This window comes from Novosphingobium sp. BL-52-GroH, assembly GCF_044813085.1.
Classification (GTDB): Bacteria; Pseudomonadota; Alphaproteobacteria; order Sphingomonadales; family Sphingomonadaceae; genus Novosphingobium.
The window spans coordinates 798,915-814,780 of the sequence record NZ_CP171152.1; the positions used below are offsets into that span (position 1 = coordinate 798,915).

General features: G+C 69.4%; 15 protein-coding genes. 7 read left to right on the top strand and 8 right to left on the bottom strand.

The window, feature by feature from the left end:
• Positions 1 to 12: 12 nt before the first annotated feature.
• A complete protein-coding gene (locus ACFFDA_RS16415) occupies positions 13 to 1,167 on the bottom strand; it encodes an acyltransferase (RefSeq protein ID WP_404481817.1) in 1,155 nt (384 codons plus the stop codon).
• 209 nt (positions 1,168 to 1,376) lie between these two features.
• Here ACFFDA_RS16415 and ACFFDA_RS16420 point away from each other — a divergent pair, with 209 nt between their 5' ends.
• The gene (locus ACFFDA_RS16420; RefSeq protein WP_404481818.1) at positions 1,377 to 2,336 is read left to right on the top strand and encodes a substrate-binding domain-containing protein; all 960 of its coding nucleotides are present in this window, start codon (positions 1,377 to 1,379) and stop codon (positions 2,334 to 2,336) included.
• 17 nt (positions 2,337 to 2,353) lie between these two features.
• Here the strand turns inward: ACFFDA_RS16420 and ACFFDA_RS16425 are convergent, their stop codons facing one another.
• Positions 2,354 to 3,142, bottom strand: a complete 789-nt coding sequence (locus tag ACFFDA_RS16425) for an SDR family NAD(P)-dependent oxidoreductase (RefSeq protein WP_404481819.1) — start codon at positions 3,140 to 3,142, stop codon at positions 2,354 to 2,356.
• A 158-nt stretch (positions 3,143 to 3,300) separates the two neighbouring features.
• Here ACFFDA_RS16425 and ACFFDA_RS16430 point away from each other — a divergent pair, with 158 nt between their 5' ends.
• Positions 3,301 to 4,554, top strand: a complete 1,254-nt coding sequence (locus ACFFDA_RS16430; protein WP_404481821.1) for a CaiB/BaiF CoA transferase family protein — start codon at positions 3,301 to 3,303, stop codon at positions 4,552 to 4,554.
• Positions 4,555 to 4,579: 25 nt separating this feature from the next.
• On the opposite strand, the gene ACFFDA_RS16435 is transcribed toward ACFFDA_RS16430, so the two are convergent.
• Positions 4,580 to 5,530, bottom strand: coding sequence for a DMT family transporter (locus tag ACFFDA_RS16435; RefSeq protein WP_404481823.1), 951 nt, complete (start codon positions 5,528 to 5,530; stop codon positions 4,580 to 4,582).
• Positions 5,531 to 5,693: 163 nt separating this feature from the next.
• On the opposite strand from ACFFDA_RS16435, the gene ACFFDA_RS16440 reads away from it, so the two are divergent.
• The gene (locus tag ACFFDA_RS16440) at positions 5,694 to 6,824 is read left to right on the top strand and encodes a helix-turn-helix transcriptional regulator (RefSeq protein ID WP_404481824.1); all 1,131 of its coding nucleotides are present in this window, start codon (positions 5,694 to 5,696) and stop codon (positions 6,822 to 6,824) included.
• Between the two features lie 115 nt (positions 6,825 to 6,939).
• The gene (locus tag ACFFDA_RS16445; protein ID WP_404481826.1) at positions 6,940 to 7,275 is read left to right on the top strand and encodes a hypothetical protein; all 336 of its coding nucleotides are present in this window, start codon (positions 6,940 to 6,942) and stop codon (positions 7,273 to 7,275) included.
• Positions 7,276 to 7,382: 107 nt separating this feature from the next.
• On the opposite strand, the gene ACFFDA_RS16450 is transcribed toward ACFFDA_RS16445, so the two are convergent.
• The 5 genes from ACFFDA_RS16450 to ACFFDA_RS16470 form a co-directional block, all read right to left on the bottom strand.
• A complete protein-coding gene (locus ACFFDA_RS16450) occupies positions 7,383 to 7,616 on the bottom strand; it encodes a hypothetical protein (protein ID WP_404481828.1) in 234 nt (77 codons plus the stop codon).
• Positions 7,617 to 7,865: 249 nt separating this feature from the next.
• The gene (locus ACFFDA_RS16455; RefSeq protein WP_404481830.1) at positions 7,866 to 8,033 is read right to left on the bottom strand and encodes a TetR family transcriptional regulator; all 168 of its coding nucleotides are present in this window, start codon (positions 8,031 to 8,033) and stop codon (positions 7,866 to 7,868) included.
• Positions 8,034 to 8,108: 75 nt separating this feature from the next.
• Positions 8,109 to 8,756 (bottom strand): glutathione S-transferase, encoded by a 648-nt coding sequence (locus tag ACFFDA_RS16460; RefSeq protein WP_404481832.1) that lies wholly within the window; start codon positions 8,754 to 8,756, stop codon positions 8,109 to 8,111.
• Positions 8,728 to 9,675, bottom strand: a complete 948-nt coding sequence (locus ACFFDA_RS16465; protein WP_404481834.1) for a rhodanese-related sulfurtransferase — start codon at positions 9,673 to 9,675, stop codon at positions 8,728 to 8,730. The genes ACFFDA_RS16460 and ACFFDA_RS16465 overlap by 29 nt, the downstream gene beginning before the upstream one ends.
• Positions 9,676 to 9,758: 83 nt before the next feature.
• The gene (locus ACFFDA_RS16470) at positions 9,759 to 10,871 is read right to left on the bottom strand and encodes an ROK family protein (protein ID WP_404481836.1); all 1,113 of its coding nucleotides are present in this window, start codon (positions 10,869 to 10,871) and stop codon (positions 9,759 to 9,761) included.
• Positions 10,872 to 11,094: 223 nt separating this feature from the next.
• Here ACFFDA_RS16470 and ACFFDA_RS16475 point away from each other — a divergent pair, with 223 nt between their 5' ends.
• The 3 genes from ACFFDA_RS16475 to ACFFDA_RS16485 are packed head-to-tail and all read left to right on the top strand — an operon-like array spanning position 11,095 to position 15,851.
• The gene (locus tag ACFFDA_RS16475; protein ID WP_404481838.1) at positions 11,095 to 13,581 is read left to right on the top strand and encodes a TonB-dependent receptor; all 2,487 of its coding nucleotides are present in this window, start codon (positions 11,095 to 11,097) and stop codon (positions 13,579 to 13,581) included.
• The gene (locus ACFFDA_RS16480) at positions 13,578 to 14,816 is read left to right on the top strand and encodes a YdcF family protein (RefSeq protein ID WP_404481840.1); all 1,239 of its coding nucleotides are present in this window, start codon (positions 13,578 to 13,580) and stop codon (positions 14,814 to 14,816) included. Before ACFFDA_RS16475 ends, ACFFDA_RS16480 begins: the two co-directional genes overlap by 4 nt.
• A gap of 51 nt (positions 14,817 to 14,867) precedes the next feature.
• A complete protein-coding gene (locus ACFFDA_RS16485) occupies positions 14,868 to 15,851 on the top strand; it encodes a nuclease (RefSeq protein ID WP_404481842.1) in 984 nt (327 codons plus the stop codon).
• Positions 15,852 to 15,866 lie beyond the last annotated feature (15 nt).

A 15,866-nucleotide genomic window follows, 5' to 3' on the forward strand; every position in this document is an offset into this window, starting at 1 on the left:
GAAGGGCCCCGATCACCCCACCGTCGAAGGCAGCGCAGAGGCCTTGGGCCGGCGCGAGGGCTTGGCGCGCTTGAGGCCGATCAGCGGGCGCAGCGGTCCGATCTCGCGCCCGGCGAGATAGAACAGCCACGAACCGCCCGCCACCGTCCCGCACAGCACCAGGAATTCGGGCAGCGCGGTCAGTCCCTTGTCGCGCAGCCAGTAGCTGACCAGCACCATGACCGTCTGGTGCGCGATGAACACCGGGAACACCGCCTCGGCGAGCGTGCCGCGCCACCGGGCGTCGCGGTTCCAGAAGCGGTCGGCGATGCCGAACAGCGCGATCACCGTGCCCCAGCACTGCACCGACTTGGCGAAGTCGAGCGGCTCGATCCAGGCCCGGGGCGTGCGCACGTTCCCGGGGAAGTACCAGGCTTCCAGCGCCACGAAGGCATAGCCCGCCAGCCCCACCACCAGCGCAGGCCGCCACTGCCGCGCGATCGCCTGCCGCAGCGGTTCCGAGCCGCGCAGGAGGAAGCCGAACAGGAACATCCCGCCGTAGTGCAGGTGCGCGACCAAGTCCGTGAACAGGTCGTGCGTGTCGGTCCAGCCGTCGCCGGGTGCCCGCACCGCATACGTCGCCAGGCAACCGAGCGGCAGCAGGAAGGGTCCGGCCAGCAGCTTCTGGGCGCCCTGCCGCAGGGCGGTGCGCCAGCGGTCGGGCAGCAGCATCAGCGCGACACTCAAGGCCATGGTGTAGGCCAGCAGGTATATCACGAACCACAAGTGCATGACCGCCGGCAGGTTCTCGTGGATCACCCGGCGGAAGCTGAAGGCGTCGTGGAACAGGAAGTAGCCGTAGCCGTGGGCATAGCCGCTGTTGAGCAGGCCCATGTAGGGCTGCGGCGGCACGATCACGGTCAGCCCGAACAGCAGCGGAACCCCCAGCCGCATCAGCCGGCTCTTGAGGAAGGTGCCGGTATCCCGTTCCCGCGCGTACAGCGCCGCGCTGGCATAGCCCGAAATCGCGAAGAGCAGCGCCAGGCGCCAGGCGCTCAGACCCAGCAGCGGGATCTCGGCCCACGACACGACGCCGCGGGTGGGTGTCTGGAAGCCCCAGGGCGTGAACGAGAAGCCGACGTGGTAGAAGATCAGCATCACGAAAGCGCCGACGCGAAGCCAGTCCATTCCATAGTGGCGTTGGGTCGGCGCGGGCTGCATCTCTTTCCGTGGCGAAGCGGCATCAGGCAGGATCGCCGGGGGCCTTGTCGCCGGCTCAATAGGCCGCTTGTCACCACTCTGCAATCGCCGGGTTGTATTATAGGGTAACCGCAATCCGCGCCGTTTCGGACCAGACAGGGGTTGGTAAGCGAGGCCCGCAGGTCGAAGATCGGGCCATGAGCACATTCGAAACGCGTCCCCGGACCGCTTCCCTCCTGGAGCGCGCCGGCATCGCCCCCGCCGAAACCCTGAACGCCGCCGCCCCGCACACGCCCCTCCCGAACGACCCTCCCCTGCGCACGGCCCGTGTCCCGGCGCAGCGGCGCAACCCGCTCGTCGCGCTGGTCCATGACGGCAGCGCCGGGGCCATTCTCGGCCTGGTGCGGGACGGCATGACGGCAGCCGTTGCCGACAGCGAACTCGCGCTCGTCCTCCAGTCGCTACCGGACGAAGGCTGCGCCCCGCGCCTGCGCGAGTTTCTTCGGCGCTACCGGCCAGCCGGCGTCGTCCTCCTCCCCCCGCTCTGCGAGCGCGAGGATCTCGCGGTGGTGTGCGGCGTCGCGCAAGTACCCTGCGTGCGGCTCGGTCCGGTGAGCGGCCAGCCGGGCCTCGCCTGCGACGAGCGTCGTGCCGCCGCCGATCTCGTCGTCTGGCTGGTCGGACAGGGCCACGTCCGCATCGGCCTCGTCGCCGGGCCCGAAACCTCGCCCAGCGCCCGGCAGCGCGAACTGGGTTATCTCGACGCGATGGCCGACAGCGGGCTCGACCGCGGACCGGCGCTGATCGTGCCGGGCGACGATTCGTTCGAGTCCGGGATCGAGGCGGGACGCCTGCTGCTCGAGATCAGCCCGCGGCCCACCGCGATCGTCGCCGGCAACGACGAGATGGCCGTGGGCGTGCTCCACGCCGCGGCCCAGGCCGGGGTGCAGGTTCCCTCGCAGCTCTCGGTAGCGGGCTTCGACGACACGCCCCTTGCCGTGCGCGCCCTGCCCGCGCTCACCTCGATGCGGGTGCCCTGGGGCGCGATGGGCGCCGAGGCGGTCCGCCGCATCGCTGCGGGCGCGGCGCCGGTGCCTATGGCCGGCTTCGCGTCCGAACTGGTGGCCCGCGCCTCCGTGCAGCCACCGCCCGCGTGAAACCCCGCCTCGTCGCCTTACAGCGGCGCGGCGTCCGGTTCGATCCAGGTCGTGCGGGTGACGCGCGGCGACAGGTACTTGGTGGCCGTCCAGCCACCGTCGACGACGATCGACTGGCCGTTGATCATCTCGCTGCCCGGCAGGCACAGGAAAGCGATCACCGAGGCGATGTCCTGCGGCTGGGCGAGGCGCGGATAGGGCGTGGTCTCGACGTTGGCGCGCTTGAAGCCCTCGTCCTCGAAGCGATGACGGACCATGTCGGTCATCGTCACCCCCGGCGCCACGCAGTTCGAGCGGATGCCGCGCGGGCCGTATTCGCAGGCCATGTGCTCGGTGAGCGACTTGAGCCCGCCCTTCGCCGCCGAATAGGCCCCGCCCCGCCGTCCGCCGACATGCGCGAACGTGCTGGTCACGTTGACCACGCTCGCCCCCTCGCCCAGGTGCGGGACGACGTCGCGGCACAGGCGGAACGGGGCGACGAGCATGATGTCGAGGAAATCGTCGAGCATCGCATCGTCGGTTTCGTCGAGCGGCTTGGGGCTCCCGACGCCGGCATTGTTGACCAGCGCGTCGATGCAGCCGAAGCGGGCCAGCGCCTGCGCGACGATGGCGCCGGGCGCGCCCGGGTCGGTCAGGTCGGCACTGATCGCGAGGACATGGGCGGGATTGCCGATCTCGGCCTCCAGCGTGGCCAGCTTGTCCTTCGAACGGCCGACGCCGACGATCGCGAAGCCTTCCGCGTGGAGGATCTTCGCGGTCTCGAGCCCGATACCGCTGCCCGCACCCGTGATGATCGCTACCTTCACTTCATGTCCCTTTCGCCCACACGCCCCCGTCCGTTCTTGTCGAGCGAACGGACGGGATGAACGGCTTCTAACCTCCGCCTCCACGCGCGTCGAACCGCCCCGGCGGTATTGCCCTCGCCCGTCTTTGCCACCGCCCGTCCGCTGGCTAATCACAGCCCATGACAACGCAACCTTCCGCCCCGAAAGCAGCCCTCGACGGCATCCGCGTGATCGACATGAGCCGCGTCTTCGCCGCTCCGGTAGGCGCACAGATCCTCGGCGACCTCGGTGCCGACGTCATCAAGGTCGAGCGGCCCGGCGTGGGCGACGACGGGCGCGGCTACGGCTTCTCGTGGGTTCCCGGCAAGGACGGCGTCGAAACGCGCCACTCCAGCTTCTTCACCGTCTCCAACCGCAACAAGCGCTCGATCACTCTCAACCATTCGCGGCCCGAGGGGCAGGAGATCCTGCGCGAGCTGGCCAGGACCGCCGACGTCCTCGTCGAGAACTACAAGGTCGGCGATCTCGCCCGCTTCGGGCTCGACTACGAGAGCCTCAAGGCGATCAATCCGGGCCTCGTCTACTGTTCGGTCACCGGCTTCGGGCAGACCGGGCCGATGGCCGCCCTGCCCGGCTACGACGGGCTGTTCCAGGCGACCGGCGGCATGATGGCGGTGACGGGCATCCCCGAGGGCCAGCCCGGCGCCGGGCCGCTCAAGACCGGGCCCAGCCTCGTCGACTTCGTGACCGGCCACAACACCGCGCTCGCGATCCTGGCGGCGTTGATGTACCGAGGGCGCACCGGCGAAGGGCAGTACATCGACATCGCCCTGCTCGACAGTTCGGTGGCGATGGTCAGCCACATCATGCAGGACTACCTCATCAGCGGCAGTGCCCCGCCGCGCCTGGGCAACGGCGGCAACGGCGGCGGCCCGGCCGACCTCATCCACTGCGCCGACGGCATCATCTACCTCACCGCCGGCACCGACGAGCACTGGCGCCGCCTGACGGTACTGATGGAACGGCCGGAACTGGCCGGGGACCCGCGCTTCGACAGCAACCTCAAGCGGGGCAAGACCAATCGCGCCGAACTGATGGAGATCATCAACGCCTGGAGCCGCCGGTTCCCGACCGTGGAGGTCCAGGCCAGGCTCGACGGTGCCGGCATCCCGGCGGCGCGCTACAACGAACTGGCGCAAGTCTGGGAAGACCCGCAGGTCCGGCACCGTGGCCTGCGCGCCGCGACGCCCCATGCCTTTGCCGAAAGCGGCATGGTGGACCTCATCGCCAGCCCGCTGGCGCAGATGTCGCAGAGCCCCGCGACGATCCGCATGGCCCCGCCGATGCTGGGCGAGCACACCGCCGAGATCCTGGCCGAACTGGGCTACGACGAAGCGCGGATCGCGGAACTGCGCGACCTGAAGGTGATCTGAGCGCCGGGTTTCAGGCTGCCCAGTCTCAAGCCGGGCGGCGATGCGCCGAAAGGCAGGTGGCGACGCTGAGCGCCAGCAGCGCGAAGGCGCCGACCTCCAGCGCGGTCGGCAGGCGCTGCTCCCAGGCGAACCCATAGACCAGCGCGAACAGCGTCTCGAACAGGATCATCTGCCCCACCAGCGTGAGCGGCAGCAGCCGGCTCATCCTGTTCCACAGTGCGTTCCCGCCGATCGAGGCGAGCACCGCCACGCCGATCGAGACGGCGGCGAACGTCGTCCAGGCGGCCGTATCGTTCGCGCGCGCCGGCACGAGGAGTGCGATCGGCAGTAGCAGCAGGCTCTGGGCGCCGGTGACGATGCCGGTCAGAAGGTTCCAGTCATGGACCGACACGCCCCCCAGTCGCCCCAGGCAGCGGCTGTTGCCCACCGCATAGGCCGTCCACGAAACCAGTGCCCCGAACGCACAGGCAAGGCCCGCCAGTTGCGCGCCGATCGAACCGGACGCGGGCGCCGCCACCGCCTGCCAGCCGATGCACACCGCGCCGCCGACGCACAGCAGCAGCGACGGCGCAAGCCGGCGCAGCGGCACCGCGCCATGGTCGCGACTGCCGATGACGGTCACCGCAACGGGCAGGAAGCCGATCACCAGCGAGGTCATGGCGATGCCGCCCATCTGCACCGCACTTGCCAGCAGGAGGAAGTAGATGGTGTTCCCGGCCAGGGCGAGCCAGGCCAGCGACAGCCACTCGCGCCGACCGATGGCCGGCCGCAGCGCACGCCAGCGGGGCGCCAGCAGGGCACCCGCGATCACCCCGTAGGACAAGTAGCGCCCGATGGTCAGTTGCAGCGGACTGAACGTATGCGCCAGCTCGGGCGCCAGGAACACCAGCCCCCACAGCGCGCCCGCTCCCGCGCCACAGGCGACGCCCAATATCCTGTCGTTGCCGCCTGCGCTGTCCAAGGATGCGGGTGTCATGCGGTCCCTTCTGCGATGGAAAGGAGGCGCCCTTAGCACCGTTGCCGCAAGCGATGCGCCTTATTTGGAGGGGCTGCGGAAAGGCCGTGCCCCCGGTCGACCGGACAAGCCCGGTCCGCGAGGGGAGTGGCAGGCAGTCGTAAATAGTTGCACGGAGTCTTGGGTGCTCGACAACGCCTGCCGAATGCTGCGTGATGCCCGGGCGGCAGGCGAGCGGGGGCATCACGGCATGGTCGGACTGGAGGACATCTACGATGCGGCTTTCGACCGCGCGCGCTTTCCCGCGCTGATCGAGAAGCTGGTCGGGGCCTTCGGCGCGCAGGCCGGCTTCATCGGCTGGAGTGACACCGAACGCGGAGCCGGGTTCCAGGCGGAGTTCGGCAACGATCCGCAGTGGCTGCAACGCTACGTCGAGACATACGGCGAAATCGACGTCATGCGCCCCCTGCTCCAGTCCTTTCCCGAGGGCCAGTGCGAGGCCGCCCATCCGTACCTGCAGCGGCCCGAGATCCGCGAAAGCCGCTTCTATCGCGAATATCTCGAGCCGCAGGGGATCGTCGACAACCTCGCGGTCAACCTCATCAAGCGGCCGGGCATCATGGCGCACCTGGCCCTGCTGCGCATCGCGCCGGCCGAACCGTTCACGGATGACGAGCCTGCGCGGCTCGCCGCGCTGGTGCCGCACTTGCGCCGGGCGGTCTACATCCAGAGCCATCTCGTGCGCGCCGCCGACCATGCCGCGGCCATCCACGCCTCGTCGGGAGCCAGCCGCCAGTCGATGCTGCTGACCGCCGATCACACCATCGCCGAGATCGACCCGCCGCTGGCCGCGCGTCTGCGCCTGCGCCCCGGCGACGGTCTGGGCCAGGGCGCGATCGGCGCGCTTGTGCGGCGCGCGATCGAACGGGGCGAGCCGGTGGCCGCGGAAATCATCGAGGCCGACGGCACCGCGCTGCGCCTGCTGTGCGAAATCCGCGCGCTGGAACCCAACCGCTTCGGCGATCTCGGCGCGGGACCGGCACCGACCCACGCCGCGCACATCACCCTGCTCGACCAGCCGCGATCGATCGCGTTCGACGCGATCGCCGAACTCTATCGCCTGACCCCGACGGAACTCAAGGTCCTGCGCGATGCGATCGAGCATGGCGAACTTGCCGGCATCGGCGACCGCCTCGGCATGGCCCGCGCGACCACGCGCACCCATCTGCACCGCGTATACGACAAGACCCGCACCCGCAGCTTCGCCGGCCTGTCCAACCTCGCCCACCGCTTCGGCCGCATGACCGACGAGTGACGGCAGGCGCGGTCCGCGATCGACTAATCTGCAGGGGGGTAAACAGATGATGGACGCCGCCCGGCCCGCACTCGCCTAAACTTCTGTGCAGGATTCGCGGCGGGGGCAGATTTTCGTGGGCAGCATCGTACATCCGGCGACCATACGTCCGGCACCAGGCCGCCTCGACGGGTGGAAGGCGATCGGCGCCTATCTCGGGCGCGACCGCAGCACCGTCATCCGCTGGGCCCGCGACCGCGCGCTGCCGGTCCACCGCCTGCCCGGCGGCAAGACCGCCACCGTCTTCGCCCTGCGCCACGAACTCGATCGCTGGGCGGGTATTCCCGAAGCCTTGCCCGAATTGCGCCCGGAGCGAACGGCGCGGCGACGCTGGGTCGCCGCCGCGCTCCTCGCCAGCCTCGCCGTGGGAGTCCGCGCGTCGCTGGCCTTGCGGGCCGGTCGGCGCGGGTAACCTCCCCGACCCTACCGGCCGGCGCATTTCGCGACGACGGCATTGCAGTGCCAACCACGCGCCGATGGCGAGAGGTGGTACGCGTTGCCGTAGATGTTCGGCGCGGGCTATCCGACGACGGTCCAGTATTCGCTGCGGTAGGCGTAGTCGGCATGGGCCTTGAGGCCCAGTCCCGAGCCGAACTCGTGGTCGTAGTCGACCGAGGCGGTGCCCGACCATTCGGGCGCCTTGGTCAGGCGGGTGCCGGTGTAGTTGGTCGTCGCGTTGTAGACGTAATCGGTGAATTTGGCGTCGGTGTAGGTCACCGCGCCCGATAGCTGGAGACCGCGCACCGGCTGCACGACGAGGCTGCCTTCGACGCCCGGGTGCGCAGGCCCCCGGCATTGCCGATGACGGTCGCCTGGACGGTGCCGCCCGAACCAGAGACGCGCCGGACGCCCGCGCCCTCGTCCAGCCAGGTGCACACCAGGTCGGGGAGGATGCCGGCGGCGACCGGGTCGAGCGAACCGAGCCGCGCGCGCCATTGCACCCGCGTGACGGCGAGAAGTTCGATCTCGCGTTCCAGTACGGTGGCGATCAGCGCGGCGCGGTCACCGAATACGATAGCTGATCGACCCGACCGAGGTTCCCGCCTCGTCGGCGACGTTGCGCAGGCTCATGCCGGCAATGCCCTTGGCCGCGACGACCGCGCGCGCGGCGTCGAGGATGGCGGCATTGCCCTGCGCCTGGCGGCCGGCACGATCGCTGGAGATGATCATGCCGCCCTGCATATCGCGGTTCGTGGCACGGTCCAGCAACGCGCGAGGACAGGCGGGCATCGAGCCAACCGGGCGTCAGACGCCGAATGCGACCGGCGGCTCCCCCGGCGACCAGGGCGGCACGCGCAGCATGATCGCCGCGAACAGCTCCGAGCCGAGGTGACCGGCGAGCCAGGCCTGCAGGTGCACAAGTGGCAACCCGTCGAACCACACCTGGTCCACTTGCGCGAACTGGCGCACGAACGGGACGATCGCGGCGTCCGCCAGCCCGCGCGCCGGACCGCACAACTGCCCTTGCCCGGCCAGCCGCGCGTCGAGTTCGCGCAGGAAAGCCAGCCCGCTCTCGCGGTGGGCAAGCGCGTCGACGCCGTGGCGCTCGGGATACTTGTAGCGGTCGAGGTCGTGCTTGAACGGACCGTCGTTCGCCGCGACCAGGCCGGCGTCGTCGCGCGCCAGCCAGCCTTCGGGGTCGCGTCGCGCCAGGGTTCGGCGCATGATGTCGATGCTCTGGTCGATCACTTCGCCATCGGGCTGCACGAGCACCGGCACCGTGCCCTTGGGGGAGGCCTCTAGCATGGCCGCGGGCTTGGCCGAGAGCTTGACCTCGCGAAGTTCGCAACGCGTGCCGCCGGCCACCAGCGCCAGTCGCGCCCGCATCGCATAAGGGCAGCGGCGGAAGCTGTAGAGGACCGGGTCAGTCAACGCCGCGCACCGCTCCGACATGCGCGACCCCGCGCGCCGCGGCGAGGGTCTCCTGGCGGTGGCGCTCGCGATAGGAGGCGCGCTGCTCGTCGGTCCGCTCGGAATGGCAGGCGGGACAGCTCACCCCCTCTTCGTAGAGCGGGGATGCACGGTCTTCCCCGTTCACCGGGCGGCGGCAGGCGTGGCACAGCGCATGGGTGCCCTCGACGAGCCCGTGGCCGATGGTGACGCGCTGGTCGAACACGAAGCATTCGCCGCGCCACAGGCTCTGCTCCTCGGGCACCGTCTCCAGGTAGCGCAGGATGCCGCCCTTGAGGTGGTAGACGTCCTCGACGCCCTCCTGCTTGAGGAACGCGGTCGACTTCTCGCAGCGGATGCCGCCGGTGCAGAACATGGCGACCCTGGGCGGCTTGCCCCCGCCAAGCAGGCGTTCGCGTTCGCTGCGGAACCACGCGGGAAAGTCGCGGAAGGTGGCGGTCCCGGGATCGATGGCGCCTTCGAAAGTGCCGACGGCGACCTCGTAGTCGTTGCGGGTGTCGATCACGATCGTGTCGGGATCGGAGATCAGCGCGTTCCAGTCCTGCGGCTCGATATATGTGCCGACGACCGCGAGCGGATCGATGTCGGGCTCGCCCATCGTCACGATCTCGCGCTTGAGGCGCACTTTCATGCGGTGGAACGGCATGTCCGATGCACCCGACAGCTTGACGTCGAGGTCCGCGCAGTCCGGCAGGGCGCGAATGTGATCGAGCACTGCGGCGATGCCATCGGGCGCGCCCGCGATGGTGCCGTTGATCCCCTCGTGCGCGAGCAGCAGGGTGCCGCGGACACCGTGTTCGCGGCACAGGCGTTCGAGCGGTTCGCGCAAGGCGCCGGGGTCCGCGAAGCGGGTGAAGCGATAGAGGGCGGCCACGCACAAGGCTTCGCTCGGAGTCGACATGGCGCGCCCATAGCGTGATTGGCGCGCGAAGCCTACCGTCGTCCCGGGTCGGGCCCGGGACGACTACCCACACGGTTCTCGCGTCAGCTCTGCGCCGAGAGCGCGTGGATCGGCAGCAGCGCCGCGCCCAGCACGATCGGCGAGCCGCGCAAGGTCGAGACCCGGACCGGCGGCCCGCGGTCGTTGACGGTGGAGACCAGGTCGGCCCCCCGCAATCGCTGCGCCAGCCCCTCGAACAGCCCGGCGGGCAACGTACCCGCCAGCACGATCGCCCCGGGGTCGAGCCATGCGAAGGCCGTGTTGCAGACCACCTCGAGCTGACTTGCCGCACGGTCCATCCAGGCCTCGATCACGGGCCCCTGACCTGGCGCCCCGGCGTCGATCTCGGCCACCGAGGACACCGCGCAGCCGTTCGCGCGCAAGGTCGAGAGCAGGTCGAGCGGACTGGGCCGCGGGCGGTCGCCGGGGAACAGGCAGCCGACTTCGCCCGCGACACCGAACTCGCCGCGCACCAGCCGCCCGTCGACGATCACTCCGGCGCCGATGCCGAAGCCCAGCAGCAGCACCACGACGGTCGAGAAATCGCGCATCAGGCCGCCGAGGTAGAACTCGGCGAGGGCGGCGACGTTGGCGTCGTTCTCGATCCACAGCGGCCAGCCGAGTTCCGCGCTGAGGATCGCGTGCAAGGGCGCGCCGCGCCAGCCGGGCATGTCGTCGACCACGCTCCAACGGTCGTGCGCGGGCGAGAGCGCGGGGCCCGGCACGGCGACACCCAGCCCCAGCATGCGCCGGCCGAGCAAGTGGTGGCGGTCGACCAGGTCGTGCGTGATCCGGCGCACCATGCGCGCGAACTCCAGTGGATCGACCGGCGCGACCGCCTCGCTGTGGCTGGCGATGGTGACGCCCGCGAAGTCGACCAGCGCGATGTCGAGCATGCCCTTGTGCGCCGTCGCGCCGACCGCATAGCCACCTCTTGAGGCCAGCCGCAGCGGCACCGCCGGACGACCGCGCCCATGCGCTTCGACGTCCGGCACTTCCTCCACCACGCCCAGCGTCAGCATTTCGCGCGAGAGGCGGGTCAGCGCCGTCCCGCTGATCTCCAGCCGAGCCGCCAGCGACGAGCGCGACAGCGGGCCGGCCTTGCGCAGCTCGTGGATGATGCGCCGCTGGTCCTTGTCGAACTGGGGTATCTGCATGGATGAATCCTCACGCAATGGCCTTCCCGCAGATCGAATTCCCTCCGCTCCGTTCGTGTCGTTCGACACGGACGCCAAGGCTGGCCGGCTATCCATCGATCGACGGCTGCCCGCTAGAACCTATTATTTATTTTCACAACAATAATTAAAAACGTCACACTGAACGACCAATGGCGGCCTCGTCGCCGCTACCGGGCGGCACCGAAATTCATGAGGGGCCACCATGCTCAAGACCGTTCTCGCCACCGGCACCGCGCTTGCCGCGCTCTGCTCCGTTTCCGCAGCCCAGGCCCAGACCGCGACCGCGGCTCCGGCCGCCGAGGCCGAAAGCGCGCCCCAGGGCGACGACATCATCGTTACCGGCTCGACCCGCGCCCAGCGCCGCTTCGAGGCCAGCTACGCGATCAACACCGTGTCGCAGGAAGACTTCGAGAAGATCGCGCCGGTCAATTTCGCCGACCTGATCGGCCAGCTCCCCGGCTTCCAGACCGAGATCACCGGCGGCGAAGTGCAGAACATCTACCGCATCCGCGGGTTGCCCAACGACGGCGGCTTCGTCAGCTTCCAGCAGGACGGCCTGCCGCTGTTCCACGAGAACGACGGCGTTTTCTTCCGCGGCGATGCGATCCTCAAGCAGGACCTGATGACCGACCACGTCGAAGTGGTGCGCGGCGGTCCGGCGCCAATCTACGCCAGCTACTCGGGCGCGATCATCAACGCCATCACCGTCACCGGCAGCGACGAGGCACGCGGCAAGGCGCAAGTGACGCTCGGTGACACCGGCCTCTATCGCCTCGACGCCTACCAGGCCGGTCCGCTGGGCGAGAAGACCTACTACGCGGTCGGCGGTTTCATCCGCCAGCACGACGGATACCGCGACAACGGCTTCCCCAACGACAAGGGCGGCCAGATCCGCGCCAACCTCAGGCATGAACTCGACAACGGCTTCGTCAAGCTGAACGTCAACTACGTCAACGACCACAATGTCTTCTACTTGCCGATCCCGACCGCCGACCCGCGCGATCCCAGCAAGTCGCTGGACCAGTACATCGACTATTTCGACGGCACGATGAACAGCCCTGCGTTCCGCAACGTGAACCTCAAGTACCGCGACGGCGCCGGCGTCATCCAGAACCGCACCAGCGACCTGTCCGACGGGCGTCACATGCGCATGCTCAACTTCGGAGCGCAGTACGAGGGCGATTTCGACGGCTGGCTGGTCGCGGCCAAGGCCGGGTACACGCAAGGCAAGCTGGACTTCACCGCGTTCTATTCGACCACCAACCCGACCGACGCGGACACCTTCGCCAGCAGCTATCTCACCGCCGCGAGGACCGCATTCGGCGCCGTCGACCACATGGGCTACGTGCTGGCCGGCACCGGCACCGTCTACGATCCCGATGCCGCATCGGGGCTCGTCATGCAGGGCCAGTACCGCGACATCCATTCCAAGTTCTATTCGGGCCAGGCGAACCTCTCGGTCGCCAGGAAGTTCGAGACCGGCCTGGGCAGCCACGACATCAAGCTGGGCCTCTATGGCAGCCTCTACGGCGAGAGCAGCAGCACGCTCTACCAGAACTACCTGATCGAGGTTTCGGGCGAGCCGCGCGCGCTCGACCTCGTCGCCTACAACGCCGCCGGCACCGCGATCGGCAGCGTCACCGACAACGGCGTGCTCAACTACGCCGCCACGCTCAACAAGGGCGATTCGGACGCCAAGATGTTCGCGGTCTACGCCAACGATACCTGGGAGATCGTGCCGGGGCTGCGCATCGACGCCGGCATCCGCCACGAACGCTACAAGTACGAAGGCTGGGCCGCGGTTACCGAAGGTGCGGTCAACCTGGGCGACGCCACCACGCTGGCCGACAACAGCACGCGTGGCTTTACGGGCGCGATCCTCGACCAGAAGCTCTCTCCCGACGTCACCAACTGGACGGTCGGCGCCAACTACGACTTCAACACCCACATCGGCGTCTACGGCCGCGCCTCGCACCTCGAGACGCCGCCGAACGTGCAGACCGTCATGAGCATCAACCCGACGATCCTGACCACCGTGGCCGACCAGTACGAAGTGGGCCTCAAGCTCGCCTCCGGCCGCTCGTACCTCTACGTCACCGGGTTCTACACCAACTTCGACCCGCTCAACGCCTCGTTCCTCGCCTACGATCCGACCACGGGCCGCAACGACGTGAACGTGCCCTTCATCGGCGAGGCGCAAGTCAAGGGCATCGAGTTCGACGGCGCCTGGTCGGTCACGCCCTGGTTCACGCTGAACGGCGCGCTGACCGTCAGCGATCCCAAGTACAAGAGCTTCAAGAGCGCCACCGGCGCTGACCCGGAACAGGCCGAAGGCAACCAGATCGTCCGCCAGCCCAAAGTCTACGGCAATATCCGCCCCAGCTTCGACTTCACCACCGGCGACACCGACGTGTCAATCTACGGACGCTACACCTACATGGGCAAGCGCTTCGTCGATCTCTACAACAACACCGCCCTGCCCGCCTACGGCACGGTGGGCGCGGGCGTCACCCTCAGGCACGGGACGTGGCAGTTGCAGGTCGTGGGCGACAACCTGTTCAACGCCCATGGCCTGACCGAAGGCAATACCCGCACCGATTCGCTGAGCGGCCAGGGCAGTGCCGAGGCGATCTACGGCCGCCCGATCTTCGGCCGCAACTTCCGCCTCGTGGTCGGCAAGTCCTGGTGATGAAGTCCGCAGCGGCACGCTTGGCGGTGATCGTCGCCGGCGCGACAATGTCCCTCGGCGGCGTCCCGGCTTCGGCCGGTGCCGGGGCTGGGGCCGGGACTGGGGCCGGCGCCGGGGCGGGGGCCGAAGCGGCAGCGCGAGCGGTGCACGACAGCGTGACCGAACGCCTCTCGGGCCGGCTGTTCCCCTTGCTCGGCGCGCTGGGCCGTAGTCCTTCGGCGCTCGATGCGCTGAAGGGCCGCCCCGACGTCGCCGGGGTGCTGCGCGCCCGGCAGGACCGGCGCGAAGCCTGTGCCCAGGACCTGGGTTGCCTGGCGCAGGCGACGATCTGGACCCAGCCCGAAGCGGCGACGCTTGCAGCCGCCGTGCCCGGAACCGCTACAGGCACTGGCGCCGACGACGGCCCCGTCGCCCAGGCGACGCGCGAGATCGCCGGCATCAACGCCATCGTGCGCACGTACGGCCTCGGCCAGGTGCCGGCTTATGCCCAGATCGACGGCGCCGGCACGCTCGACCCGCAGGAAGCCCGCTCGCGCCTCCAGGCCGCCGCCTGGCTCGCGCAGATCCCGCGCGAAGGTTCGGCGCAGCCGCTCGATCCCAGCGTGGAGTTCGCGCTCGCGCTGCTCGACGCCAGCGACCGCACCGACGCCATCGGCTTCGAGCCCCTCCTCGGCGGCCTCAACGCGCCTGCGGCCAAGCGCGCCAGGGCACTCGACTGGAAGCGCTGGCGCTACAGCGCGATGATCGTCACCGGCGTCGGGCCGGAAGTGGACGACATGGCGCTCAGCCCCTTCGGCAAGGTCCACTTGCGCCTGGCCGCTCAGCGCTTCGCCGCCGGCGACGTGCCGTTCATCATCGTCACCGGCGGCCGCGCTCACCCGCGCGCCACCCGCTTCGCCGAGGCCGAGCAGATGCGCGCCGCGCTGATCGAGCGCTACGGGGTGCCGGCCGAGGCCATCGTCGTCGAGCCCTACGCCCGCCACACCACCACCAACTTGCGCAACGCCACGCGCCTGCTGATGGCGATGGGCGCTCCGCTCGACCGGGACGCGCTCATCGTCTGCAACCCGGGCCAGAGCGCGGCCATCGAAAGCCCCCAGTTCGCCCAGCGCAACCTGGCCGAACTGGGCTACGAGCCCGGCAAGGTCGGCCACCGCGTTTCGCCTACCGAACTGGAGTTCCGCCCTTCGCCGCTCTCCACCCGCATCGACCCGCGCGACCCGCTCGATCCCTAGGCAAAGCTTCCGTTCACGCGAGGCCGGGACATCGAACCAAAGGAGCCCCCCATGCGCCCCCTCCTGCTCGCCGCCATTGCCGCCATCGCTCTCATCCCGAGCGACGCCTTCGCCTGGGGCCACACCGCCCATGCCGTGATCGACCGCGCCGCGATCGAGGCGCTGCCTGCCGACGGCCCGGTGTTCCTGCGCAAGTACGAGGACTACGTCGCCGCTTCCGCCACCCAGCCCGATGCATGGCGCGGAGATTCGGAAAACTTCTCGAAGATCGAGGAGGACCCCAACCACGGCTGGTTTCGCGAGCAGTTCACGTTCGTGAAGCCGATCCCGCGCTCGCGCTACGAATTCGTGATCGCCCTCTACAAGCACTACGAGGCGATCAGGGACTCCGACCCCGCGACCGCGGCGCGGACCAACGTGCGCTGGACCGGCACCCTCCCCTACGCAGCGATCGAGGCGTACGATCGCATCGTCGTGTGCATGCGCCAGGTCCGCGCCGCCCACGCGGAAGGCACCGACGCCTCGGTCCCCGAGCAGAGCTGCGCCTTCGACGTGTTCCGCCTCGGCCACTACATCGGCGACGGTGCCAACCCGATGCACGATTCAGTCAACAGCGATGGCTGGCGCGGCGCCAACCCGCATGGCTACACCACCGACCGCACCGTCCACGGCCGCTTCGAAAGCACCTTCGTCGACGGCATCGGCCTGACCGTGCAGGACATCGCCCCGCGCATCCCGGCACCGGGGCATGCCAAGGGCGACATGTTCGACGCGGTGCTCGCCTACCTCGACCGTTCGGGGGACAAGGTGGAGCAGGTCTACAAGCTGGAAAAGCGCGACGGTTTCGCCGACTTCGCCGATAGGGACGTGCGCGAGATGGTCTACGAAAGGACCTCGGCGGGCGCGGCGATGCTGCGCGACATGCTCTGCCGCGCCTGGGCCGAAAGCGCGGCGCCGCCGGCCAAGGTCGTGCCCTCGCCGCTGGACTTCGCCAATCCCCGGTTCAACCCCGAGACCGGCTCCGCGCCGGACTGAGCCGCGCCCGATCGA